The organism is Lelliottia sp. RD5 (assembly GCF_056032945.1).
The window spans coordinates 45,103-69,295 of sequence record NZ_JBVYHQ010000009.1; the positions used below are offsets into that span (position 1 = coordinate 45,103).

Below are 24,193 nucleotides of genomic sequence, written 5' to 3' on the forward strand. Positions count from 1 at the left end.
AAAATGAAATCTGTTGCCGGAAGAGGTCTATACCCTACATAGTTCAATTTGCAGAAAAGCGCAGCCTACGCGCATGCAACTTGAAATATGACGGGTCTATTCAACCAACCAATACTGCAAATAGTATATCAACCACTTCCAGCTGAATTGATTCAGGTCAGCCCCAATGGGGGTAATTTATCCACAAAATGCTGGCCTGGCTCACTTTTTTACAACGAATTACGAAAGCTCAAATGTCCTGGTACGACCGAACAGGGATCCTGGTGAATAATGACGTCCGAACCCGGGAAACGCTGCAAAATCGCCTGTTCAACCTGCTCAGCAATCACATGCGCCTGAACCAGCGGCAGGTTATCTTCCATTTCTAAATGAATCTGAATAAAGCGGGTCGGCCCTGACTGCCGCGTACGAAGATCGTGAGCACCACTGACGCCCGGCCAGGTGGTGACGATATTAAAGATGTCTGCTCGTTCTGCATCGGGAAGCGCGCGGTCAAGAAGCGATTGCACTGCTTCATAACCCATACGTAAGGCGCTGTATAAAATATAGATCCCAATCCCTAACGCAAATAACGCGTCGGCACGATGCCATCCATACCATGCGAGTCCGAGCGCAACAAGAATCGCACCATTCATCATAACATCAGACTGATAATGAAGCATATCCGCCCGTACCGCCTGACTTTGGGTTTTGCGAACAACCCAGCGTTGGAACGTTACCAGAACAATTGTGCTAATAAGTGCTATTACCGTGACGACCACGCCAACACCCGGATCTTTCATCGGAACGGGCGATATCAAATTCTGAATACCGGTTAAAAAGAGAAATAACGCAGAGCCAGAAATAAACATACTTTGCGCCAGCGCGGCGAGTGATTCCGCTTTGCCGTGGCCGAAAGTGTGTTCATCATCCGCGGGTTGCAACGAGTAGCGCACCACCAGCAGATTGGTTAACGACGCGGCGATATCGACGAGGGAATCTACCAGCGCTGCCAGAATACTGACCGAGCCGGTATACCACCATGCAAAGATTTTGATGATTAGCAAACACGACGCCATAACCGTCGCGGCGATTGCGGCGCGGCTCACCAGCCGGCCATAAGAATGATTCATACATGCTCCTGTCATGCCATGCCGCTAGTATAACGGATGCATCCGCAGGTAAAGCATGAATAAACGGTTAACAAATCAGAATGAAGCGGATAAAAACATCGCCGCCATTTTTAAAGCGATCGGTTCGTCATTGCCAGAGTGCCTTCCTGAAGGATTTGGCTTTTCTGTGGCTCAAGTAGCGTCAGGATCGTCTGGCCAATGTAGTTGCTCCAGTTAAAGCTATTTTGCAGCACGATCACTGCACTCTGGTTTTTTTTATCAAAACCGATATAGCTTGAATATCCGCCAATGTATCCCACTTGATAGGTTATTTTCTGGCTGGCGGTTTCGTCACTGACCCAGGCGATATTAGCCGCTTCTTTTTGTCGGTAAAAATAGGTTTGCGTCACATCTGCCAGGGCGCGATCAATGGCGGGGTGTGATGTGGCAGTGAAGTGCGCACGGGCATATTCAGCAAGATCGCGGGCGCTGCTGTATAAGCTCGCCGCCCCCATCATATTTTGCTGAAACACCCAGTCGGGCGTGAGTGCGCCACGCGAAATAAATTTGGGTTGATCCCCCGCGTGTCCGAGCGCGCGGTAGGGATAAGCTTTGAGCGATTCCGGCGTGAAGCTGCTGTTGCTCATCTGCAACGGTTTCAGGAGTTTATCCTGTGCTAACGTCTCCATCGATTTGCCGGTACGTCGTTGCAAAATATGGCTCAGAAGGGCATAACCGATGTTGGAATACTGCGGTACCCGATAGGCTGGCGCGTCAAAATCGCTGAGATAAGTCAGCAGCGAATCATTATCCAGTTGGGCATAGAAGTTTTCACCCGTACGGAAATAGCTGAGAAGGTTCTCCAGCGTTAATAAATCCATGGGCTGACGGGGTAGACCCGAGGTATGAGTCACAAGCTGCAATAGCGTGATTTTTTTAGCATCCGCACTTAACGACGTTCCCCGTGGAAGCAGTGTTTCCAGCGTATCCGTCCAGTTAAGTTGTCCCTCATTTACGAGGAGCGTGGCAACCTCAGCGGTCACCCCTTTACTCAGCGATCCCAGTGCAAAAAGCGTATCAGGCGTAATTGCACGCTGACTCAGATCGTCCGTTACCCCATAAGAGTGGAATTCTGCCGACCCATTATGATAGATGATCGCGACCACCATGCCGGTAACCTGCTTTTCCTGCATATATTGGTTGATCATCGGATCAATATTGCGGCCGTAATACCCCACCGTCACCGGGGTGATATTTGGGTCAGGATTATCCATTTGCGACAACGTGCTGTTGGTGCAACCGGTCAGCGCCAGCAAGGGCGAAAGCAGCAGAGGTATTAAAAATTTCATCGTCAGAGAAAAACATCACTGTTAAATGGCAGACACAATGATGTCTGTCTAAAAGATGGCGCAGAGCGTCGTAAACAGAAGTACATGAGCGGAAAGACCAGAGCGTTATTGTTATCCCGCAAACCCAAGGCTCGTCGGTTTACTCTGTTTGAATATCTGATTTTATCTTTATTTTACCGCCACTTATCTTGGGCAGTTCAGCTATCTTAGTACGACTGTTAGTAATGATAACCGAATGAAGTACGTCGTCCTAGTGAATTACCGTACATAAAAAACGCAACGCGGCGATTTAATGTACTCTCAATGGCAGTAATGAAGAGCACAATGCGGCGTTATGCTGCTGGCAGAGTCGTGAAGTGGCAGAATTTTGGGCAAAAAAAACCCCCTCATCATGAGGGGGAAGACAGGGATGGTGTCTATGGCAAGGAAAACAGGGTCTACTGGTTACTACGGGTATTGCTACTGAAAAACGTCATCTCAGCGCTTTGTTGCATCCGGGCAACCTCACGCAACTCATCCATTCGTTGCTGATGTTTCTCGTTCAAAACCGCTTGCTGCTCGGGCGATAGCAGGTGGAACATTTGGTTGCGAACCCTGGCCATCTCGACCTGGCGGGCCACTTGTTCCTGTGCCATCTTTTGTGCCTGAGCGCGTACAGCGCTTTCGTCAAAATTTTCTGCAGTGACAAGGCTATGCATTGTCTCTATTTCGCTAACATTAACAGGGGGCTGATCGTGTCTTGCCCTGTGCATCAGATCTCGCATCTGTTGACGCTGGTGTTCAGTTAAATTTATGCCGTCAAACATATGGCTCTGGCCACTGTGCTGCGTAATGCCCTCAGCTGAGGACCCGTTAACGCCGGTGATGACTCCAGCAGCCTGGCTTAAAGCACTAAACGCCAGTGTTGAGGCCATGACGGCAGCGGTAACTTTGCGCATCACTTGCTCCCAAAAATCTTTCGTGTCGCGATTCAACGAAGACAGATTACGATACGTGCTGCAAACATGCGTCAGGGGGTGTAAAACAACGTAAAGTCATGGATTAGATAGCCTTGATGACGTAATTTCTGCCTCGGAGGTATTTAAACAATGAATAAAATCCTGTTAGTTGATGATGACCGAGAGCTTACATCTCTTCTAAAAGAGCTGCTGGACATGGAAGGTTTCAACGTGATTGTTGCCCATGATGGGGAACAGGCGCTGAGTCTTCTGGACGACAGCATTGACTTGCTTTTGCTTGACGTGATGATGCCGAAGAAAAACGGTATTGATACGCTTAAAGAACTACGCCAGACCTATCAGACACCTGTAATCATGTTGACCGCTCGCGGCAGCGAACTGGATCGCGTTCTCGGCCTTGAGCTGGGTGCCGATGACTATTTACCTAAACCGTTTAACGATCGCGAGCTGGTAGCGCGTATCCGCGCGATTCTGCGTCGTTCCCACTGGAGCGAACAGCAGCAGAATAGCGATAACAGTTCACCGACGCTCGAAGTGGATTCCCTTAGCCTGAACCCAGGGCGTCAGGAAGCGAGCTTTGATGGGGTCGCGCTGGAATTAACCGGCACCGAGTTCACCCTGCTTTATCTGCTGGCGCAGCATCTCGGCCAGGTGGTATCGCGTGAACATTTGAGTCAGGAAGTGCTGGGCAAACGTCTTACACCGTTTGACCGCGCCATCGACATGCACATCTCTAACCTGCGCCGGAAGCTGCCGGAGCGCAAAGATGGTCACCCATGGTTTAAAACCTTACGTGGCCGCGGCTATCTGATGGTTTCCGCTTCATGATTGGCAGCTTAACCGCCCGCATTTTCGCCATTTTTTGGCTGACGCTGGCACTGGTTTTGATGCTGGTTTTGATGTTGCCAAAACTCGACTCACGCCAGATGACGGAGCTTCTCGACAGCGAGCAACGTCAGGGCGTGATGATCGAACAACACGTGGAAGCTGAGCTGGCAAACGATCCGCCCAATGATTTGATGTGGTGGCGCAGGCTGTTTCGCGCTATCGACAAATGGGCGCCGCCCGGACAACGGCTGCTGCTGGTTACCAGCGAAGGCCGCGTGATCGGTGCGGAACGCAATGAAATGCAAATTATCCGTAACTTCATTGGCCAGGCGGATAACGCCGATCATCCACAAAAGAAAAAGTACGGTCGGGTAGAAATGGTGGGGCCATTTTCCATCAGGGATGGGGAAGATAATTACCAGCTCTATCTGATTCGACCGGCCAGCAGTTCGCAAACTGATTTCATCAACCTGCTGTTTGACCGTCCGCTGCTGCTGCTGATTGTCACCATGCTGTTGAGTTCTCCGCTGCTGTTATGGCTGGCGTGGAGCCTGGCAAAACCGGCGCGTAAGCTGAAAAACGCGGCGGACGAAGTGGCTCAGGGCAACCTGCGACAGCATCCGGAACTGGAAGCCGGACCGCAAGAATTCCTTGCCGCCGGTGCCAGTTTTAACCAGATGGTCACCGCACTCGAAAGGATGATGACGTCACAGCAACGCCTGTTGTCTGACATCTCTCACGAGCTGCGCACCCCGCTCACGCGTCTGCAACTCGGCACCGCACTGCTGCGTCGTCGTAGCGGCGAGAGTAAAGAGCTGGAGCGTATCGAGATGGAAGCGCATCGTCTGGACAGCATGATCAACGATCTGCTGGTGATGTCGCGCAATCAGCAAAAAAATGCGCTGGTGAGCGAAACGGTGAAAGCCAATCACCTGTGGCATGAGGTGCTGGATAACGCCGCGTTCGAAGCCGAACAGATGGGCAAGTCGTTTACCGTCAACTTCCCGCCGGGGCCGTGGCCGCTGTACGGTAACCCCAACACGCTGGAAAGCGCGCTGGAAAATATCGTGCGTAACGCTCTGCGTTACTCGCACACGAAGATTGAGGTGGCGTTCTCGGTCGATAAAGATGGGGTCACCATCAACGTGGATGATGACGGTCCTGGCGTGAGCGCGGAAGATCGCGAACAAATTTTCCGTCCATTCTACCGTACCGACGAAGCGCGCGATCGCGAGTCTGGCGGGACGGGGCTTGGGCTGGCGATTGTCGAAACCGCCATTCAGCAGCACCGTGGCTGGGTTAAAGCCGACGACAGCCCGCTGGGGGGATTACGGTTAACCATGTGGTTGCCGCTGTATAAGCGTTCGTAACTTTTTGCCCTCACCCTACCCCTCTCCCACAGGGAGAGGGAATGGTTCCGTACAGTTTTTTCCCTCCGAAAGAGAAGGAATGGCTCCGTGCAGTGTTTTCCCGCTTCCCTTGGGAAAGAAAAGAGCTCCCTACTGTCTTTCTCCCTCTCCCCTTGGGAGAGGGCCGGGGTGAGGGGATAACAGCACGCTATTTCCCCCACAACCTCCGGGAGTTATCCTCGATCTTGCGAGCAATTCGTCGCTTCTGCATGGTTCTGGTCCAGCTTGTCGACAGACCCGCCGCGGACAGTAGCCGATGATATTGTTCATCATCAAACGGCATATGCCAGGCGATGGCGCAAGCATCATAAACCGACACATCACTCAGGCGCGATGCCAGCTCGAGCGGTGCATCAGCAAAAACCTGCCCCGCCAGCACCACGCGATACAACCAGCCGGTTTTACCCGCGCTTTGCATCAGCGAAGACATATCGCTGATGCCGAAATGGAAGTTGAGTTTGAAGCACGGGGAGCGCGGCTGCGTGACCTGAATCAGCGCGTCACCCCAGCGATAAATGTCGCCAATAAAGACGTCTTTTTCGGTCATGCCGTCGGTCGACAGGTTTTCGCCAAACGCGGGAGCGACGAAGAGATCCGCCTGCTCGGGGAATTCACGCGCCCAATGGAGATAATGTTCGCGGGGATAATGACACAGCGCGCGCTCAGGCCCGCCGTGGATTTTTTTCTCGGCCTGCTCGTCACCCGCCAGCCCCAGTTCGGTCAACGTGAGCTCACCATCAACCTGCACTTTAGCAATCGCGCTCGGACGGCTACCATCGTAGTCCCTGACCTTGCCTGTAAACACATTTACCGGATAGTGCATGTATCGTGGCTCCTTTATGCAGATACAAAAAAAGCGAGTCATCAGACTCGCTTCTCACAGGCGTCAATGCAACCTTATTTTTTAGCGGCGAAACGCGCTGCTGCTTCGTCCCAGTTCACCACGTCCCAGAATGCTTTGATGTAGTCTGGACGACGGTTCTGGAATTTCAGGTAGTACGCGTGTTCCCACACGTCCAGGCCCACAATTGGGAAACCAGACACGCCAGAAACTGCTTCACCCATCAGCGGGGAATCCTGGTTAGCGGTAGAAACCACAGCCAGTTTGTCGCCTTTCAGCACCAGCCACGCCCAGCCAGAACCGAAACGGGTTGCAGCGGCTTTTTCGAATTCCGCTTTGAAAGCATCCACAGAACCGAAATCGCGCTCGATAGCCGCTTTCAGGTCGCCCTGCAGGGTGGTGCCGGTTTTCAGGCCTTTCCAGAACAGGCTGTGGTTAGCGTGGCCGCCCGCGTTGTTACGCAGAACGGTTTTCTTGTCTGCTGGCAGTTGATCCAGTTTGGTGATCAGCTCTTCAACAGACAATTCAGCGAATTCTGGCAGGCTTTCCAGCGCAGCGTTCGCGTTGTTTACATAAGCCTGGTGGTGTTTAGTGTGATGGATTTCCATCGTCTGCTTGTCGAAATGCGGTTCCAGTGCGTCATAGGCATACGGCAGGGATGGCAGTGTATAACTCATAATCCTCTCCATTATTGTCGGGCGGCACAGCTGTTAATGCCGCGTAAGCAGTTGGTTCATTATAGTTAATTAAATGATATTGAAAATGATTATCAATGCCGTACTTTTTATAAGGTTATTCATTTTTGTGTCAATCGTGAAATTGTGAGTCTGCTCACGCGGTTAACGCGTTGATTGCCATTTGGAAGAAAAGTGCGGCAACCTTCTGAAGGTTCGCTCACCGCGTAATTTTTACACTCATCGGGTCGGAGGGAAGCCAACGACATATAAAAACGATGAGGATGTAAAAATGAATCATGCGATTACGATGGGTATTTTCTGGCATTTGATAGGCGCAGCCAGTGCAGCCTGTTTCTATGCCCCGTTTAAAAAGGTCAAACATTGGTCATGGGAAACCATGTGGTCTGTTGGCGGTACTGTCTCGTGGCTTATCTTGCCCTGGACGGTCAGTGCTCTACTCCTCCCTGATTTCTGGGGATATTTCTCTTCCTTTAGCGCCTCCACGCTGCTGCCCGTTTTTCTGTTTGGCGCGATGTGGGGCATCGGTAATATCAACTACGGCCTGACGATGCGCTATCTGGGCATGTCGATGGGGATTGGGATTGCCATCGGGATCACACTGATTGTCGGCACCCTGATGACGCCGATTCTGAACGGTAATTTTGACGTGCTGATCAACACCCGTGGCGGAAGAATGACGCTGCTCGGCGTGCTGGTGGCGGTGATCGGTGTGGGGATTGTCACCCGCGCGGGCCAGTTGAAAGAGCGCAAAATGGGCATCACCGCCGAGGATTTCAATCTGAAGAAAGGGCTGGTGCTGGCGGTGATGTGCGGCATTTTCTCGGCGGGCATGTCATTTGCGATGAACGCGGCAAAACCAATGCACGAAGCCGCTGCCGCGCTCGGCGTTGATCCGCTGTATGTCGCGCTGCCAAGCTATGTGGTAATTATGGGCGGCGGGGCGCTGGTCAACCTGGGCTTCTGTTTTATTCGTCTGGCAAAAGTGAAGAATCTGTCAGTAAAAGCCGACTTCTCGTTGGCAAAATCGTTAATCATCACCAACGTGCTGCTCTCGGCGCTCGGCGGCCTGATGTGGTATCTGCAGTTCTTCTTCTACGCCTGGGGACACGCCAGCATTCCGGCGCAATATGACTATATGAGCTGGATGCTACACATGAGTTTCTACGTGCTGTGCGGCGGGTTGGTAGGTCTGGTGCTGAAAGAGTGGAACAACGCCGGGCGTCGTCCGGTGGGCGTGCTGAGTCTGGGTTGTGTGGTGATCATTATTGCCGCCAACATTGTCGGCCTGGGCATGGCGAGTTAATTACGCCGCTTTTCGACTGCGATGACGCCACTGAACCGGCGTCATCCCTACTTCGCGGTTAAACACCACCGAAAAATAGTTACTGTCCTCAAAGCCGCAGCGCATCGCCACCTCACTCACCATCAGCTCCGTATGTTGCAGCAGATATTGCGCGTGGCAAATGCGTAGCTGGCGCAAATAGTGATTCACGGTCATGCCCGTCTGGGTGCGAAACTGCTGACGCAAGGCGCGTTCACTGCACTGTTCCTGTTCGCAAAACGTCTCCAGCACAAAGCTGCGATTCAGGCTGCCAGCCAGCGCGGTAATCAACTTATCCAGCAGCGCCTCTTGCTCGTTCGCCGAAGGGTTATCGATCGCATAACGAAAGCGTTTGAGCGTCATCACCAGTTGGGCGAACAGCAGTTCAGCCATTTCGTTCGCACTCGGGTCAGCCTTCAAACTCTCCTGTTCAAGCTGCGTGATAACGGGCCTGACCTGCGCCATACCGTTGCTGCTCAAACGCCAGTGCGGCGCGCCTTGTGTATCGTCAAAGCCAGGAATGTTGCTGGCCCAGTCAACGTTCAGCTTGAGCCTGTCCGGGCAATAAATGACGTTCTGCAAAACCAGATCGTTAACCGAGGCGTAGGAGTGTTTGTCTTCCGCGCGGATATAAAACAGGTCACCGCGCGTAATACGATAGGGACGATCGTTGAGGACGTGAAGGCCGTTGCCGCGCCACACCAGCACTAACTCGCAAAACTCGTGCGTGTGCTCAGCAAAGACATTTTGCGGATAGCGGTCCGCCACCGCGACGGCCTGTCCGGCGTTGGCAAAAAAATCAGATTTGCGAAGGATTAACGGAACGCCCACAACACACCCCAGCGGCTAATAACCGAACATTATTAGCCGTTTCGCGAAAAAAAAACGGTGATTGCCCTCGCGTTACTGAAGTGACGCATCCCGTCCCTGACGGATTTCGCGCGGTGACCAGCTAAACTCCCGGCGAAAAAGCGTCGAAAAGTGGTTACTGTCGCCAAAGCCGCAGCGATATGCGATATCCGTCACGCTCTCGTCCGTATGACGCAAAAGATGGCGGGCTTTGATCAATCGCAGGCGATTCAAATAGCGCTGCGGCGTCAAACCGGTGTGCTGTTTGAGCTGGCGATGCAGAGTGCGCAGAGAAAGCGAAAATACATCCGCCACCGTCTCCCAACTCACCTCTTCGGCAAAGTGATCTTCCAGCCAGGCCATCAGTTGATTGAGCCGCGCGTCGTTATTCTCCAGCCCTTCCACCAGACTGCTCCGACGCAGGAGCACCAGCAGTTGCATGAACAACAGCTCACGGCTGGCGAGCGCATGTGATTCCGTATTTTCCTCGGTCTGCTCCATCTGGGTGACCAACTGGCGCACCTGCTGCAGCGTGGACTGATTCACTCGCCAGTGCGACGGATAGTGCCCGTCTTTTTCCTGCGGCAACAGCTGGTTTAGCCCCGATAAAAACTGGAACGCGTCCGGGGAACGATAGAGCACATTCGTCAGGCACAGGTTGTCGGTATGTTCATACATGTGTCGGTCGTGATCGCGTACAAAGCAGACGGTACCCCCGCTGATGGTGTACGGCTGGCCGTTAAAAACGTGAATGCCCGTCCCATGCTCAACAATCACAATCTCATGAAAATCATGGTGATGTTCCGGAAAGGCCGCCTGCGGCAGGCGCGGCTCAATCGCAACGGGCGAAAGTCCGGAAGGGAAAAAATCCACGCTGTGCAGTACGGTCATAACGGCCACCACCAATGAGAAATGTTCTCAAAATAGTAATTAAGGGGCGCGATTCTCACCTTCAATTTTCGACAGCAAAGCGCGCAAAGCCTGTCGGATTTTTAAGAAACAGCGGGAAAGATCGGGAAATGCGGTAACCGTCACATGACCTGACATCCGCGCCATAACTGGAAACTGTGAACTCCCTCACGTTCATCTTTGATTTCTTGCCAGCCGCGGATTTTGCCTGTCAGTGGCGAGAAGGTCTGTTTTTCCTTCCTTTCTTACACTCTCCGGTAATGACTTAAAGAAGGACCGGAACATGACTCTTCGCCATTGTGTCGCTGTCGATTTAGGCGCCTCCAGCGGTCGCGTAATGCTGGCCTGCTACGCCCCTGAACAGCGCACGCTGACTCTTCGCGAGATCCACCGTTTTGTTAACTGCCTGCAAAAGCAGGACGGTGCGGACACCTGGGACATTGACAGCCTGGAAGCTGAAATCCGCACTGGCCTGAACAAGGTCTGCGAAGAAGGCATTCTGATTGACAGTATCGGGATTGATACCTGGGGCGTGGATTATGTCCTGCTCGACCGCGACGGCGCGCGCGTCGGTTTGCCGGTGTCGTATCGCGACAGCCGTACCGACGGCGTGATGGCCCGCGCCATTGAACAGCTTGGCAAAGCGGACATCTACGGGCGCAGCGGCATCCAGTTTTTACCGTTCAATACGCTATATCAGCTGCGTGCGCTGGCGGAACAGCAGCCCGCGCTGATTAAAAACGTCGCCCACGCGCTGCTGATCCCCGACTATTTTAGCTATCGCCTCACCGGCAATCTGAACTGGGAATATACCAACGCCACCACCACGCAGTTGGTCAACATAAACTCCGATAACTGGGATGAACGCCTGCTCAACTGGACCGGCGTCTCCGCCGCCTGGTTTGGTACGCCGACGCATCCCGGCAATGTGATCGGTCACTGGATTTGCCCGCTGGGCAATCAAATTCCCGTCGTCGCGGTGGCAAGCCACGACACCGCCAGCGCCGTGATCGCCTCTCCACTCGCCAGCAAAGACGCGGCATATCTCTCGTCCGGCACCTGGTCGCTGATGGGTTTCGAGAGCAAAACGCCGTACACCAGCGATGCGGCGCTGGCGGCCAATATCACCAACGAAGGCGGCGCAGAAGGCCGCTATCGGGTGCTGAAAAATATCATGGGGCTGTGGCTACTCCAGCGCGTGCTGAAAGAGCAAAACGTCTCCGACCTGTCGGCGCTGATTGCCGATACCGAAGCGTTGACAGCGTGCCGTTTCGTGATCAACCCGAACGACGATCGCTTTATCAATCCGGCCAATATGAGCGCCGAGATTCAGGCCGCCTGTCGCGAAACACACCAGCCAATCCCTGACACCCCAGCCGAGCTGGCACGCTGTATTTTCGACAGCCTCGCTCTGCTGTACGCCGACGTGCTGCAAGAGCTGGCAGCACTGCGCGGCAAACCCTTCAGCCAGCTGCACATCGTAGGCGGTGGCTGCCAGAACCAGCTGCTGAATCAGCTGTGTGCCGACGCCTGCGGGATCACCGTCGTGGCGGGTCCTGTAGAGGCCTCCACGCTCGGCAATATCGGCATCCAGTTGATGACGCTGGACGAACTCACCAACGTGGACGATTTCCGCACCGTGGTCACGGGCAACTATGCCCTCACCACGTTTACCCCTAATTCCTGCCATGAAATTGCCCGCTACCGAGCGCAGTTTCAGCAAAAACGACTGACTAAGGAGCTTTGCGCATGACCACTCAACTTGAACAAGCCTGGGAACTGGCTAAACAGCGTTTCGCCGACGTCGGCGTGAATGTCGACGAGGCGCTGCGCCAGCTCGATCGCCTGCCGGTTTCCATGCACTGCTGGCAAGGCGATGACGTCGCAGGCTTTGAAAATACCGGCGCCGCGCTGACGGGCGGTATTCAGGCCACCGGTAATTATCCAGGCAAAGCGCGTAACGCGACCGAGCTACGCGCCGATCTAGAGCTGGCACTGAGCTTAATCCCCGGTCCAAAACGCCTGAATCTGCATGCGATTTATCACGAAGCTCCAGAGCCAGTCGCGCGTAACGAAATCAAACCGGAACACTTTAAGAACTGGGTTGAGTGGGCAAAAGCCAACAAACTTGGGCTGGATTTCAACCCGTCCTGCTTCTCACATCCGCTGAGCGCCGACGGTTTTACGCTGTCTCACGCAGATGATGAAATTCGCCAGTTCTGGATCGACCACGTGAAGGCCAGCCGCCGCGTGTCAGCTTATTTTGGCGAACAGCTTGGTACGCCGTCAGTGATGAACATCTGGATCCCGGACGGCATGAAAGACATCACCGTCGACCGCCTGGCCCCGCGCCAGCGCCTGCTGGCGGCGCTCGATGAGATCATCAGCGAAAAGATAAATCCGGCGCATCACATCGATGCCGTGGAAAGCAAACTGTTCGGTATCGGCGCGGAAAGCTACACCGTCGGCTCGAATGAGTTCTACATGGGTTACGCCACCAGCCGCCAAACCGCGCTGTGCCTGGATGCCGGCCATTTCCATCCAACGGAAGTGATCTCCGACAAAATCTCCGCCGCCATGCTGTACGTCCCGCGCCTGCTGCTGCACGTCAGCCGTCCGGTGCGTTGGGACAGTGACCATGTGGTGCTGCTGGATGACGAAACCCAGGCCATCGCCAGCGAAATCATCCGCCACGATCTGTTCGACCGCGTGCACATTGGCCTCGACTTCTTTGACGCCTCTATCAACCGCATCGCCGCATGGGTGATCGGTACGCGCAACATGAAAAAAGCCCTGCTGCGCGCGCTGCTGGAGCCAACCTCTGCGCTGAAACAGCTGGAAGAAAACGGCGACTACACCGCGCGTCTGGCGCTGCTGGAGGAGCAAAAATCCCTGCCGTGGCAGGCCATCTGGGAAATGTACTGCCAGCGCAACGACGCGCCCGTCGGCAGCCAGTGGCTGGACAACGTGCGGGCCTATGAGAAAGAGGTGTTGAGTCAACGCGGGTAACACAACCCTCACCCCTGCCCTCTTCCTGAGGGAGAGAGAGAAAACAGCACTGAACAGTCCCCTCTCCCTGTGTGGGAGGAGAGAAAACAGCACTGAACAGTCCCTTCTCCCTGTGTGGGAGGGGAGAAAACAGCACCGAACAGTCCCCTCTCCCTGTGTGGGAGGGGAGAAAACAGCACCGAACAGTCCCCTCTCCCTGTGGGAGAGGGCTAGGGTGAGGGCATCAGGCCTCACCGAATACCAGATTTTGTAGGCCGGGTAAGCGCAGCGCCACCCGGCACGTTGAAGGAAAGAGAAACTATGCAGACCATCACCAACGCCTGGTTCGTCCAGGGCATGATTAAAGCCACCACCGACGCCTGGCTGAAAGGCTGGGACGAGCGCAACGGCGGCAACCTGACGCTGCGTCTTGACGATGCAGATCTCGCACCGTTCGAGGCGGATTTTCACCACAAGCCGCGCTATATCGCGCTGAGTCAGCCGATGCCGCTGCTCGCCAATACGGCGTTTATCGTCACGGGATCCGGTAAGTTCTTCCGCAACGTGCAGCTCGATCCGACCGCGAATTTAGGCGTGGTAAAAGTGGACAGCGACGGCGCGGGCTATCACATTCTTTGGGGGCTGACGAACGACGCGGTACCGACGTCCGAGCTGCCGGCGCATTTCCTCTCCCACTGCGAACGTATCAAAGCGACCGATGGGAAAGACCGCGTGATCATGCACTGTCATGCCACCAACCTGATCGCACTGACTTATGTGCTTGAAAACGATAGTGCGTGCATCACGCGCAAACTGTGGGAAGGCAGCACCGAATGTCTGGTGGTGTTCCCGGACGGCGTGGGCATTTTGCCGTGGATGGTGCCGGGTACCGACGAGATCGGCCAGGCGACGGCGCAAGAGATGCAAAAACATTCTCTGGTTCTGTGGCCGTTCCACGGTGTGTTCGGCAGCGGTCCGACGCTGGATGAAGCCTTTGGCCTGATCGATACCGCCGAGAAATCCGCCGAAGTATTGGTCAAAGTCTATTCCATGGGCGGAATGAAACAGACCATTACGCAGGAAGAACTGATTGCACTGGGCAAACGCTTTGACGTGAACCCGATGAAATCGGCGTTAGCGCTGTACAAATAACAACATCGCGCCCCGCTCACTGAGACGGGGCGAAAAACACCTGCAATCCCTACACATATTCCCTATGGATTTCACGGTGCAGGAAGGCGGCTTCGCAGTGAACCCCCAGGCGCTTACAAAAGTAAGTGGCTGGGGTGAGCGAGAAAGCCAACGCACCTGCAACGTGAAAGACGACGGGAATCACCCTAAGTGGAGTCAAAGCAATGAAAATAAAGACAAGCTTAATCCTCACCGTTGCCGCTCTGGCGCTGTCCGGTTCCGCATTAGCAGAAGTCAAAATCGCCCTGGTGGCGAAATCCCTCGGGAATGGATTCTTCGAAGCCGCGAACGTCGGCGCACAGGAGGCGGCCAAAGAGTTGGGTGATGTGAAAGTGATTTACACCGGCCCCACAACGACCACCGCCGAAGCGCAGATCGAAGTGTTAAACGGCTTGATCGCACAAGGCGTGGATGCGATCGCCATTTCCGCTAACGATCCGGATGCCCTGGTTCCGGTACTCAAAAAAGCCATGCAGCGCGGCATTAAAGTGGTGTCGTGGGATTCTGGCGTGGCGAAAGCCGGGCGGCAAATCCACCTGAATCCGTCTAATAATGCGCTGATCGGCGAAACCAACGTCAAGCTGGCGGCAGACGCATTGAAAGCTCTGAACGTGGAAAAAGGCGATGTGGCGGTACTGAGCGCGACGCCGACCTCCACTAACCAGAACACCTGGATTGCCGAGATGAAAAAGGTGCTGCCTAAGTACCCGTCCGTCAATCTGGTGACCGTGGCCTACGGCGACGATCTCTCTGACAAAAGCTACCGCGAAGCGGTTGGCCTGCTGAAAACCTATCCTGATTTGAAAGTGATTGTCTCGCCGTCCTCCGTCGGCATTGTCGCGGCCGCGCAGGCAGTAAAAGACCAGGGAAAAATCGGCAAAGTGTACGTCACCGGTCTGGGCTTGCCGTCTGAAATGGCGGGCGCAGTGAAATCCGGCGCGAGCAAAAGTTTCGCTATCTGGAACCCAATCGATCTCGGCTACGCCGCCACCTATCTGGCAGACGATCTGGTGAAAGGCACCGCCACCAAAGACGAAGCCAGCATGGGCAAACTGGGCAAAGTGAAGCTTGATGCCGACGGCAGCGGCGCGATGGCTGAGCCGTTCGTCTACGATGCCAGCAATATTGATAAGTTCTCGAAAATCTTCTGATCCTTTCTCCCGCTCCCTGTGGGAGAGCACCGGGGTGAGGGCTGTATTTCTCCTCATCCTAACGCTCTCCTGAGGGAGCGGGGATACTTTGGAGAACTATCATGACCCCATTGCTTCAACTCAACGGCATCACCAAGATTTTCCCGGGCGTGCGCGCTCTTGAGAACGTGCAGCTTGAGCTTTGGCCCGGCAAAGTCACCGCCCTTATCGGCGAAAACGGCGCGGGCAAATCGACGCTGGTCAAAGTGATGACCGGTATTTACCAGCCCGAAGAGGGCGAAATCCTCTACAAAGCGATCCCCATTCAGCTCCCGACGCCGGAATCGGCGCACAAAGTCGGGATCACCGCCATTCATCAGGAAACCGTGCTCTTCGATGAACTGTCGGTGACGGAAAATATTTTCGTCGGTCAGTATCTGCACAAAGGCTTTTTCAAAAAGCTCGACTGGCCGGAAATGCATCGTCGCGCGCAGGAGATTTTGTCACGGCTCGAGGTGCAAATTGACCCGCGCGCCACGCTCAAAACCCTGAGCATTGCCCAGCGTCATATGGTGGCTATCGCCCGTGCGCTGTCGTTCGAGGCGCAGGTGGTTATCCTCGATGAGCCCACCGCTGCATTGTCTCAGCATGAAATCCTCGAGTTCTATCACATCGTTGAGCGCTTAAAGCAGGAAGGCAAAGCCATTCTGTTTATCTCGCACAAATTCGACGAGATTTTCGAGCTGGCGGATCACTACACCATTTTGCGCGACGGCGTGTTTGTCGGTGCGGGCGCGATGAATGACATCACTGAAGAGCGCATGGTCTCAATGATGGTGGGCCGTGCCATTACCCAAACCTTCCCAAAAGTGGAGTGCGAAAAAGGCGAGACGGTGCTGGAGGTCAACGATCTCTGCCATCCGACTGAATTCGCGCATATTTCTTTCTCACTGCGCAAAGGTGAAATCCTCGGCTTTTACGGCCTGGTCGGTGCAGGACGTACCGAGCTGATGCAGGCGCTGTCTGGCGTTACGCGCCCGTCCTCCGGGAAAATCGTGCTGAACGGCAAAGCGCAACAGTTCCGCCAGCCGTCCGACGCCATCAAAGCAGGGATTGTCTGCGTGCCGGAGGAGCGGCAAAAACAGGGGGCGATTATTGCCCTGCCGATTGCGCAAAACATCAGCCTGCCGCAGCTCGGCAAGCTCAATCCCAACGGCGTGTTAAATGACCGCCGCGAATGGGCGTTGGCGGATGAATACGCGACGCGTCTGCAGGTGAAGGCCTTTAGCTGGAAACAGCCTGTCGAAACGCTCTCCGGCGGCAATCAGCAAAAAGTGGTGATCGGCAAATGGCTGGCGACGCATCCTGACGTGATAATCCTCGATGAGCCGACAAAAGGCATCGATATTGGCTCAAAAGCGGCAGTGCATCAGTTTATGTCCGAGCTGGTTGGACAGGGGCTGGCGGTGATCATGGTGTCGTCGGAGCTGCCGGAAGTGATGGGCATGGCTGACCGTATTATCGTGATGCACGAGGGGTTGATGGTGGCGGAATATCAGGCGGGCGGCGCAACGGCGGAAACCATCGTCAGCGCGGCCAGCGGTGCAAAACAGGAGGCGGCGTAATGATAAAGCAACTGCTGAAGCACCGTGAGGCGCTGTTGGGTGCCGTGATCGTGCTGATGATTCTCGCCATCGGTAGCCGCGTGCCGTCATTTATCGCGCCGGGCAATCTGGTGGAGATGTTCAACGACACCGCCATTCTGATCATTCTCGCGCTCGGTCAGATGATGGTGCTGCTGACCAAAGGCATCGACCTGTCGATGGCGGCAAACCTGGCACTGACCGGGATGATTGTCGCGCTGATTAATTTCCATTATCCGGCTGTTCCCGTCTGGACGCTGCTGATTCTGGCCACCGGGCTTGGGTTGTTGATGGGCGCGATCAACGGCCTGCTGGTGTGGAAGCTCGGCATCCCGGCGATTGTGGTGACGCTCGGCACCATGAGCATTTACCGCGGAATTATCTTTTTGCTCTCCGGCGGCGGCTGGGTGAACTCCAACCAGATGGGCGCGGATTTTCTCGCCCTGCCGCGCACAGCGATTTTAGGTCTGCCCGTGCTGAGCTGGTGTGCGGTTGCCGCGCTGCTGTTAGTGGGTTATTTCCTGCGCTACAGCCGCACCGGACGCGCCCTTTACACTGCGGGCGGCAACGCGACGGCGGCGTATTACACTGGGATTAACGCCGGGAAAATGCAGTTCGTCAGCTTCTGCCTGTCGGGCGCGCTGGCCGGATTCTGCGGCTATCTGTGGATCTCGCGCTTCGCGGTGGCTTACGTCGATGTGGCAAACGGGTTTGAGCTGCAGGTTGTGGCGGCGTGCGTGATTGGCGGCATCAGCACCATGGGCGGCACCGGACGTGTGCTCGGCTGCCTGTTCGGCGCGCTGTTCCTCGGCATTATCAATAACGCGCTACCGGTGATTGGCGTTTCGCCGTTCTGGCAAATGGCGATTTCCGGCACGGTGATTGTGATTGCGGTGCTGCTCAACGAACGCGGCAATAAACGCAAAGGACGGCTGATCTTGCGCGATGCGGCGCTGGCACGTCAGAAACAGGCGGTGAACTCATGAGCAAAATAATGACGTCAGAAGAGATCAACACTACGACTGTGCCCCCGGGGATTTTCCAGCGTCTGCTGTGCTGGGAAGGATTTTTGCTGGCGGTGACTCTGGCAGTGTTTGTGGTCAATGCGTTCGCCTCGCCCTATTTCCTCGATATCTGGAATCTGTCGGACGCGACGTTTAACTTCACCGAAAAAGCGATCATCGTGCTGCCGATGGCGATGCTGATTATCGCCCGCGAAATCGATCTGTCGGTGGCGTCGACCATCGCGCTGAGCTCCACGGTGATGGGCTTTTGCGCGGCGGCGGGGGTGGATACACCGCTGCTGGTTTGTGTGGGATTAGGCGTTGGGCTGCTGTGCGGATTGTTCAACGGCCTGCTGGTGACCCGCTTTAACCTGTCGTCAATTGTTATCACTATCGGCACCATGAGTCTGTATCGCGGCATTACCTACATTTTGCTCGGCGATCAGGCGCTGAACAGCTATCCCGAAAGCTTCGCCTGGCTGGGTCAAGGCTACGTATGGGGCGCGCTGTCATTCGAATTTGCGCTGTTCATCGTGCTGGCGGCGGTGTTTGCCTTCGTGTTGCATCGCACCAACTTTGGTCGCCGCACCTACGCCATTGGCAATAATCCAACCGGGGCGTGGTATTCCGGCATCAACGTGAAACGTCACAACTTACTGCTGTTTGCGCTGGTGGGGCTGATGTCCGGGCTGGCGTCGGTATTGCTCACCTCGCGTTTAGGCAGCACGCGCCCGACGATTGCGATGGGCTGGGAGCTGGCGGTCGTCACGATGGCGGTGCTCGGCGGCGTCAATATTCTCGGCGGGTCCGGCAGCATGGTGGGCGTGATTATCGCCGCCTTCCTGATGGGACTGGTCACCTTTGGCCTGAGCCTGCTGAATGTGCCCGGCATTGTGATGTCGGTGATTATCGGTGCGATGCTGATTGTGGTGATCTCCCTGCCGATTATCACTCGCCGGATGATGCAGCGAAGACGGATTTGAGTCCCCTCATCCCTAGGGGCGAGGGGAACAGGATTTCCCAAAATCAATGTTAAGGAGAATTATCATGAGCTTTATGTTGGCGCTTCCCAAAATCAGCCTGCACGGCGCGGGCGCAATCGGCGATATGGTCAATCTGGTGGCAAACAAACAGTGGGGTAAAGCGCTGATTGTTACTGACGGACAGCTGGTGAAAATGGGCCTGCTCGACAGCCTGTTTACGGCGCTGGACGCCCACCAGATGTCCTATCATCTGTTCGATGACGTGTTTCCAAATCCCACCGAAGCGCTGGTGCAGAAAGGGTTTGCAGCGTATCAGGATGCGAATTGCGATTACCTGATTGCCTTCGGCGGCGGCAGTCCGATTGATACCGCAAAGGCGATTAAAATCCTGACGGCGAATCCTGGCCCCTCCACCGCCTATTCTGGCGTTGGGAAAGTCAAAAATGCAGGCGTACCGCTGGTGGCGATCAATACCACGGCGGGTACGGCGGCAGAAATGACCAGCAACGCGGTGATTATCGATACCGTGCGCCAGGTGAAAGAAGTCATTATTGATTCGAACATTATCCCGGATATCGCCGTGGATGACGCCAGCGTGATGCTCGATATTCCCGCTTCCGTCACTGCGGCAACGGGGATGGATGCGCTGACGCACGCCATCGAAGCTTATGTGTCTGTTGGTGCGCACCCGCTGACCGACGCCAACGCGCTGGAAGCCATTCGCCTGATCGCGCTGTGGCTGCCGAAAGCGGTCGATGACGGGCATAATCTGCAAGCCCGTGAGCAGATGGCCTTTGGTCAGTATCTGGCGGGTATGGCGTTTAACAGCGCCGGTCTGGGGCTGGTGCATGCCCTTGCCCATCAACCCGGCGCGACGCACAACCTGCCGCACGGCGTGTGCAACGCCATCCTGCTGCCGATCATCGAAAACTTTAACCGTCCCAATGCGGTCGCACGTTTTGCCCGCGTGGCACAGGCGATGGGCGTTGAGACGCGGGGAATGAGCGACGACGCGGCAAGCATGTCAGCGATTCAGGCCATTCGCGATCTGAGCACGCGCGTCGGCATTCCATCGGGCTTTAGCCAACTCGGCGTAACCAAAGCGGATATCGAAGGCTGGCTGGACAAAGCGCTGGCTGACCCCTGCGCACCGTGCAACCCGCGTACCGCCAGCCGCGACGAAGTACGCGAGCTGTATCTGGAGGCATTATGATCCGCAAAGCTTTTGTGATGCAGGTGAACCCAGATTCACACGACGAATATGAACGCCGCCACACGCCGATCTGGCCAGAACTGGAATCGGTCCTGAAAGACCACGGTGCGCACCATTACGCCATTTATCTGGATAAAGCCCGCAATTTGCTGTTTGCGACCGTCGAGATTGAATCGGAAGAGCGCTGGAATGCGGTGGCACAAACCGACGTTTGCCAGCGCTGGTGGAAGCACATGCGTGACGTCATGCCCTCGAATCCGGACAACAGCCCGGTAAGTGCAGAGCTGAAAAGCGTGTTTTACCTGGAGTAAGCTTTTTGCGCTGCCGCCTGAACTCGCGGCAGCGCCTTGTTTTTAACTGGCCTGCACCGTGTTCCCTCTTGCGGCAATCTGCTGTTTGCTACTCAGCGTAAATGCCGAAATCACCGTTATCGTCAGCACAATACAGCCCAGCATCAGGTAGGTGTCCTGGAAGCCGATCCGGTCATACATATTTCCGGCAAAGGCGGAGAGGAAAATCGCCGCCGACTGTTTGGCAAAATTGAAACCAATCAGATAGATCGTCGCAGACAGTCGGGTATCAAACACGCCGGTAATGTATTTGAACGCGCCCACCAGCAGGAACGGCACTTCCAGCGCATGCAGCATTTTCAGGGCGATCACTTCTACCACCGTGGTGGCGAACGATGAGCCGATAATGCGCGTCGCCATGATCAGTCCGGCAATCAGCAGCGTATTTTTTGCACCAATGCGGTTAATGATCCACGGCGAGCAGAACATGATAATCGCGTTACAAATTTCCCCTGCCGTCGTCGCAAATCCGAAGGCTCGCGTGCCTTCTTCTGGGGTGGCGAAGAATGATTTAAAGAAGGTGGCAAACTGCTGATCGAACACGTCGTAGACGCACGCCACGCCAATCACGTACAAAATAAACATCCACATTTTGCGCTGGCGGAACAGGGTCATGACGGTTTTAGCGGTGATTTGCGGTTGGTTTGCGCCGAGCGCGTTCATCACTTCCGCCGTCTGGTTTGGCTTAGGCCTGGCGACGACTAACAGCAGCATAAGCAGCAACGCCGCCCCGGACCCCATCCAGAACACCAGCGACGGATCGATGCTGAACAGCACGCCACCCGTTGAGGCGCAAAGTCCCCAGCCCAGACAACCGAACATGCGCGCTTTGCCATATTCGAAGAAGCTGTTGCGGCTGACGCGTTCGATGTAGGCCTCAATGGCACCCGACCCCGCCGAGAAGACAAAGCCGATATACAGCCCGCCGCTTAGCGCCCCAAGCCAGATACTGGTTTTTAACAGCGGCGCGAAGACGTACAGGAAAAACGGGGCGAACAAAAACAGCAGTACCGCGATTATCCATAGCAGATGTTTTTTCAGCCCCAGTTTGTCAGAAATCACGCCCAGCACTGGCTGGAAGGCGATCGCAGAAAGCGAAATACAGGAGAAAACAATCCCGGTATGGGTTTTGTTGAGGCCGATGACATCCGACAGCCAGATCGGCAGGAACGGAAAACAGGTGGCCATGATAAAGAAGTAGAGAAAGAAGAACGCCCCGAAAATCCAGAAATTAGGGTTGTCTTTGTGGGTACAGGCAGTCGTGTTCATTATTTTTATCCTCAACTGAGGGCCGGCTACCCGGCCCGTCACCTTTACACGCGTTCAACGCCAATCAGAATGGCGGTTTCCGGATCCAGAATCGGCAGCGCAATGCCTGCCTGCATCAACCATTCGCCGCTCACCATTTGCGGCTCTTCCATCCACGCCGGGAGCTTGCGCATGGTGTGCCCGCCCTCGCCCGTCAGACAAATATTCGGATGATCGAGCAGCGTGATGCGGTACTGTGCGCTCGCCTCCAGCCCCGGCATGCGCAGCGGCATCATCAGCGTGTAATCTGGCATCGCCAACTGGCTGACAATAAACAGCCCCTGCCCTTTGTCGCCACTCACGATACCGTGCGCCAGCGTGCTGGCATCCGGCATATCCACGCGCCACTGCGTGCCATGATGAATCACCTCACGCCACTGTTTGTGCAGCGCGGCGTAGTGGCGATAACCGTCTCGCTCGTGCTCGTCCACACTCAGCGGATCCAACTCCAGTCCCATATGACCAAACAGCGCGGTCAGGCCCCGGAAGGCGATACTGTGCTGGCGGAATGTGGCGTGGCATTTATGATGACCGATATGCGCGCCCATCACCTCCGGCGGGAAGAAATAGCTCATACCGCGCTGGATGGTGTTGCGCTCCAGCGCATCATTGTTGTCCGACGCCCAAAAACGGTGACAACGGGTCAGCACTTCGTAATCGATACGCCCACCGCCCGACGAGCAGGATTCAAATTCAACCTGCGGGAAGCGTTCACCCAATATATCCAGCAGACGGTAGAACTGGCGGGTTTGCGCGTCGGCGGCAGCTTTACCGTTATGGCCTGGCTGCACCAGCTCGCGGTTCATGTCCCATTTTACGTAATCAATCGCGTGTTCACCGAGCAGCCAGCTCAGGCGCTCGAGTAAATAATCAAAGGCTTCAGGAATGTTCAGATTGAGCACCCACTGATGGCGTCCAGTGGACTGCGTGTAGCCCGGCAGAGCCAGCACCCAGTCGGGGTGAGCGCGATACAAATCGGAATCAGGGCTGATCATCTCGGGTTCGACCCAAATCCCGAACTCCATGCCAAGATTTTTGACGTGGTTAATCACCGGCGTTAAGCCGTCAGGATATTTTTTCTCATCAAGATACCAGTCACCCAGCGCGCCGTGGTCGTTATTGCGCCCCTTAAACCAGCCGTCGTCGATGATAAAACGCTCCACGCCGAGCCCAGCGGCTTCGTCCGCCATTCGCATGATGTAGTGCGGATCGTGGTCGAAGTAGATCCCTTCCCAGGTATTGAGATGCACCGGCCGCGGTTTGTTTTCCGGGAAGCGAATGATATTTTCACGCAGATAGCGGTGGAACTGCTGACTCATGCCGTTCAGCCCGTGGGCGGAATAGCTGGCGTAGAGGCGTGGCGTCCACAGCGTTTCACCCTCTTCCACCGCCATTTCGCCTGGCAGATAGAGCGCCTCAGCCTGCAGATAACGGCGACCGTCTGTTTTGGCTTCGGCACGCAGGCGGTGGTTGCCGCTCCATCCCAAATGTACGCCCCACACGTCGCCATGCATTTCGTTAAACGATGGCGTGCCGGTCATCAGGGCCGGGAAATGTTCATGAGAAGAGCGCCCGCGACGGCTTTCAATCACAAAGCTGTCGTGCTCAAGCGTGACGCGATGCGGCTGAAACTCGCGGATCCAGCGGCCATGAAAGGCCATCACTTCCTGGGCGCGCTCGGCGATTGGCAGCGTGACGGCGAGCCTGTCGACCTGCCACGGCTGTGCGCGTAAATTCGTCAGGCCGTGACGCACCACCAGCACACCGCTCTCATCGAGGGCAATTTCACTGGTCAGACGTAACCCTGCATTGTCATCTTCGGCGGTGATGGAAAGATGTTGTCCTTCCTGCGCCACAGCAATCGTTTTGAATATCGGTGAACCGTCGAGTCCCTGACGATGGCCTTCAATGCCGGGCGCGCCAAACAATCCGTGGCCCAGCTCTGCCATCAGCGTCAGCGGGATATCAACATCCAGTCGGCCGTTGGCAATCGGGCGGGAAAGGCTTTGAACATCTTGCGGAGAAAAGTGGCGAAGATGCGGCCCCCAGTAAAGAATTTCGGCGAACGGGTGCGTTTTTATCACCACGTCAACCGAATGGCTTTCGAGTCGTAAAATGAAATCGTGCAT

Annotated in this window: 21 protein-coding genes; 12 read left to right on the plus strand and 9 right to left on the minus strand. The window is 55.3% G+C overall.

Features of this window, described 5'->3' with window-relative positions; translation table 11 throughout:
* Positions 1–209 precede the first annotated feature (209 nt).
* The 3 genes from fieF to cpxP all read right to left on the minus strand — a co-directional run bounded on the left by fieF (position 210) and on the right by cpxP (position 3,378).
* Entirely contained in the window at positions 210–1,112 is a 903-nt protein-coding gene (gene fieF / locus AC0LWE_RS20240; protein ID WP_174343740.1) for a CDF family cation-efflux transporter FieF, read from the minus strand.
* A gap of 110 nt (positions 1,113–1,222) precedes the next feature.
* Positions 1,223–2,440, minus strand: coding sequence for a serine hydrolase domain-containing protein (locus AC0LWE_RS20245; RefSeq protein ID WP_202694763.1), 1,218 nt, complete (start codon positions 2,438–2,440; stop codon positions 1,223–1,225).
* Between the two features lie 437 nt (positions 2,441–2,877).
* Complete coding sequence (gene cpxP, locus AC0LWE_RS20250) at positions 2,878–3,378, minus strand: cell-envelope stress modulator CpxP (protein WP_059180586.1); 501 nt, start codon at positions 3,376–3,378, stop codon at positions 2,878–2,880.
* 150 nt (positions 3,379–3,528) lie between these two features.
* On the opposite strand from cpxP, the gene cpxR reads away from it, so the two are divergent.
* Positions 3,529–4,227 (plus strand): envelope stress response regulator transcription factor CpxR, encoded by a 699-nt coding sequence (gene cpxR / locus AC0LWE_RS20255; protein WP_059180585.1) that lies wholly within the window; start codon positions 3,529–3,531, stop codon positions 4,225–4,227.
* On the plus strand, positions 4,224–5,597 hold the full coding sequence (gene cpxA / locus AC0LWE_RS20260; RefSeq protein ID WP_059180584.1) for an envelope stress sensor histidine kinase CpxA: 1,374 nt from the start codon (positions 4,224–4,226) through the stop codon (positions 5,595–5,597). Before cpxR ends, cpxA begins: the two co-directional genes overlap by 4 nt.
* 187 nt (positions 5,598–5,784) lie before the next feature.
* On the opposite strand, the gene yiiM is transcribed toward cpxA, so the two are convergent.
* On the minus strand, positions 5,785–6,459 hold the full coding sequence (yiiM, locus tag AC0LWE_RS20265; protein WP_174343742.1) for a 6-hydroxyaminopurine reductase: 675 nt from the start codon (positions 6,457–6,459) through the stop codon (positions 5,785–5,787).
* Positions 6,460–6,533: 74 nt separating this feature from the next.
* Complete coding sequence (sodA, locus tag AC0LWE_RS20270) at positions 6,534–7,154, minus strand: superoxide dismutase [Mn] (protein ID WP_015961022.1); 621 nt, start codon at positions 7,152–7,154, stop codon at positions 6,534–6,536.
* A 289-nt stretch (positions 7,155–7,443) separates the two neighbouring features.
* On the opposite strand from sodA, the gene rhaT reads away from it, so the two are divergent.
* Positions 7,444–8,478, plus strand: coding sequence for an L-rhamnose/proton symporter RhaT (gene rhaT, locus AC0LWE_RS20275; protein WP_131487133.1), 1,035 nt, complete (start codon positions 7,444–7,446; stop codon positions 8,476–8,478).
* On the opposite strand, the gene rhaR is transcribed toward rhaT, so the two are convergent.
* Both rhaR and rhaS (AC0LWE_RS20285) read right to left on the minus strand, forming a co-directional pair.
* On the minus strand, positions 8,479–9,327 hold the full coding sequence (rhaR, locus tag AC0LWE_RS20280; protein ID WP_202694766.1) for an HTH-type transcriptional activator RhaR: 849 nt from the start codon (positions 9,325–9,327) through the stop codon (positions 8,479–8,481).
* Positions 9,328–9,399: 72 nt separating this feature from the next.
* Positions 9,400–10,236 carry an HTH-type transcriptional activator RhaS gene (gene rhaS / locus AC0LWE_RS20285; protein ID WP_202668672.1) on the minus strand — a complete coding sequence of 279 codons (837 nt, stop codon included), beginning with the start codon at positions 10,234–10,236 and terminating at the stop codon, positions 9,400–9,402.
* A gap of 301 nt (positions 10,237–10,537) precedes the next feature.
* Here rhaS (AC0LWE_RS20285) and rhaB point away from each other — a divergent pair, with 301 nt between their 5' ends.
* From rhaB to rhaM, 9 genes are all read left to right on the plus strand, one after another.
* Entirely contained in the window at positions 10,538–12,007 is a 1,470-nt protein-coding gene (rhaB, locus tag AC0LWE_RS20290; protein ID WP_219347240.1) for a rhamnulokinase, read from the plus strand.
* Positions 12,004–13,263: an L-rhamnose isomerase gene (locus AC0LWE_RS20295; protein WP_059180576.1), complete on the plus strand. Its 1,260-nt coding sequence runs from the start codon at positions 12,004–12,006 to the stop codon at positions 13,261–13,263. The genes rhaB and AC0LWE_RS20295 overlap by 4 nt, the downstream gene beginning before the upstream one ends.
* 300 nt (positions 13,264–13,563) lie before the next feature.
* Complete coding sequence (gene rhaD, locus AC0LWE_RS20300; protein ID WP_474266069.1) at positions 13,564–14,394, plus strand: rhamnulose-1-phosphate aldolase; 831 nt, start codon at positions 13,564–13,566, stop codon at positions 14,392–14,394.
* A gap of 203 nt (positions 14,395–14,597) precedes the next feature.
* Positions 14,598–15,584: a rhamnose ABC transporter substrate-binding protein gene (rhaS, locus tag AC0LWE_RS20305; protein WP_059180574.1), complete on the plus strand. Its 987-nt coding sequence runs from the start codon at positions 14,598–14,600 to the stop codon at positions 15,582–15,584.
* A gap of 101 nt (positions 15,585–15,685) precedes the next feature.
* A complete protein-coding gene (locus tag AC0LWE_RS20310) occupies positions 15,686–17,188 on the plus strand; it encodes a sugar ABC transporter ATP-binding protein (RefSeq protein ID WP_216980766.1) in 1,503 nt (500 codons plus the stop codon).
* Positions 17,188–18,192 (plus strand): ABC transporter permease, encoded by a 1,005-nt coding sequence (locus AC0LWE_RS20315; protein WP_059180572.1) that lies wholly within the window; start codon positions 17,188–17,190, stop codon positions 18,190–18,192. The genes AC0LWE_RS20310 and AC0LWE_RS20315 overlap by 1 nt, the downstream gene beginning before the upstream one ends.
* Positions 18,189–19,193 carry an ABC transporter permease gene (locus AC0LWE_RS20320; RefSeq protein WP_202668675.1) on the plus strand — a complete coding sequence of 335 codons (1,005 nt, stop codon included), beginning with the start codon at positions 18,189–18,191 and terminating at the stop codon, positions 19,191–19,193. The genes AC0LWE_RS20315 and AC0LWE_RS20320 overlap by 4 nt, the downstream gene beginning before the upstream one ends.
* A 64-nt stretch (positions 19,194–19,257) precedes the next feature.
* A complete protein-coding gene (gene fucO, locus AC0LWE_RS20325; protein WP_219347239.1) occupies positions 19,258–20,406 on the plus strand; it encodes a lactaldehyde reductase in 1,149 nt (382 codons plus the stop codon).
* Positions 20,403–20,717 carry an L-rhamnose mutarotase gene (gene rhaM / locus AC0LWE_RS20330; protein ID WP_174343751.1) on the plus strand — a complete coding sequence of 105 codons (315 nt, stop codon included), beginning with the start codon at positions 20,403–20,405 and terminating at the stop codon, positions 20,715–20,717. The genes fucO and rhaM overlap by 4 nt, the downstream gene beginning before the upstream one ends.
* 42 nt (positions 20,718–20,759) lie before the next feature.
* Here rhaM and AC0LWE_RS20335 read toward each other — a convergent pair whose 3' ends face one another.
* Both AC0LWE_RS20335 and AC0LWE_RS20340 read right to left on the minus strand, forming a co-directional pair.
* Complete coding sequence (locus AC0LWE_RS20335; protein ID WP_219347238.1) at positions 20,760–22,025, minus strand: MFS transporter; 1,266 nt, start codon at positions 22,023–22,025, stop codon at positions 20,760–20,762.
* 44 nt (positions 22,026–22,069) lie between these two features.
* Entirely contained in the window at positions 22,070–24,193 is a 2,124-nt protein-coding gene (locus AC0LWE_RS20340; protein WP_234593286.1) for an alpha-galactosidase, read from the minus strand.

Excerpts from the sequence above, each read along its gene's own strand:
- AC0LWE_RS20310 (WP_216980766.1), top strand. The coding sequence starts at position 15,686 with ATGACCCCATTGCTTCAACTCAACGGCATCACCAAGATTTTCCCGGGC.
- cpxA (WP_059180584.1), top strand. The coding sequence starts at position 4,224 with ATGATTGGCAGCTTAACCGCCCGCATTTTCGCCATTTTTTGGCTGACG.
- fieF (WP_174343740.1), bottom strand. The coding sequence starts at position 1,112 with ATGAATCATTCTTATGGCCGGCTGGTGAGCCGCGCCGCAATCGCCGCG.
- AC0LWE_RS20295 (WP_059180576.1), top strand. The coding sequence starts at position 12,004 with ATGACCACTCAACTTGAACAAGCCTGGGAACTGGCTAAACAGCGTTTC.
- AC0LWE_RS20315 (WP_059180572.1), top strand. The coding sequence starts at position 17,188 with ATGATAAAGCAACTGCTGAAGCACCGTGAGGCGCTGTTGGGTGCCGTG.
- rhaB (WP_219347240.1), top strand. The coding sequence starts at position 10,538 with ATGACTCTTCGCCATTGTGTCGCTGTCGATTTAGGCGCCTCCAGCGGT.
- rhaT (WP_131487133.1), top strand. The coding sequence starts at position 7,444 with ATGAATCATGCGATTACGATGGGTATTTTCTGGCATTTGATAGGCGCA.
- cpxP (WP_059180586.1), bottom strand. The coding sequence starts at position 3,378 with ATGCGCAAAGTTACCGCTGCCGTCATGGCCTCAACACTGGCGTTTAGT.
- rhaS (WP_202668672.1), bottom strand. The coding sequence starts at position 10,236 with ATGACCGTACTGCACAGCGTGGATTTTTTCCCTTCCGGACTTTCGCCC.
- cpxR (WP_059180585.1), top strand. The coding sequence starts at position 3,529 with ATGAATAAAATCCTGTTAGTTGATGATGACCGAGAGCTTACATCTCTT.
- rhaM (WP_174343751.1), top strand. The coding sequence starts at position 20,403 with ATGATCCGCAAAGCTTTTGTGATGCAGGTGAACCCAGATTCACACGAC.
- AC0LWE_RS20335 (WP_219347238.1), bottom strand. The coding sequence starts at position 22,025 with ATGAACACGACTGCCTGTACCCACAAAGACAACCCTAATTTCTGGATT.
- AC0LWE_RS20245 (WP_202694763.1), bottom strand. The coding sequence starts at position 2,440 with ATGAAATTTTTAATACCTCTGCTGCTTTCGCCCTTGCTGGCGCTGACC.
- rhaD (WP_474266069.1), top strand. The coding sequence starts at position 13,564 with ATGCAGACCATCACCAACGCCTGGTTCGTCCAGGGCATGATTAAAGCC.
- yiiM (WP_174343742.1), bottom strand. The coding sequence starts at position 6,459 with ATGCACTATCCGGTAAATGTGTTTACAGGCAAGGTCAGGGACTACGAT.
- fucO (WP_219347239.1), top strand. The coding sequence starts at position 19,258 with ATGAGCTTTATGTTGGCGCTTCCCAAAATCAGCCTGCACGGCGCGGGC.
- AC0LWE_RS20340 (WP_234593286.1), bottom strand. The coding sequence starts at position 24,193 with ATGCACGATTTCATTTTACGACTCGAAAGCCATTCGGTTGACGTGGTG.
- rhaS (WP_059180574.1), top strand. The coding sequence starts at position 14,598 with ATGAAAATAAAGACAAGCTTAATCCTCACCGTTGCCGCTCTGGCGCTG.
- AC0LWE_RS20320 (WP_202668675.1), top strand. The coding sequence starts at position 18,189 with ATGAGCAAAATAATGACGTCAGAAGAGATCAACACTACGACTGTGCCC.
- sodA (WP_015961022.1), bottom strand. The coding sequence starts at position 7,154 with ATGAGTTATACACTGCCATCCCTGCCGTATGCCTATGACGCACTGGAA.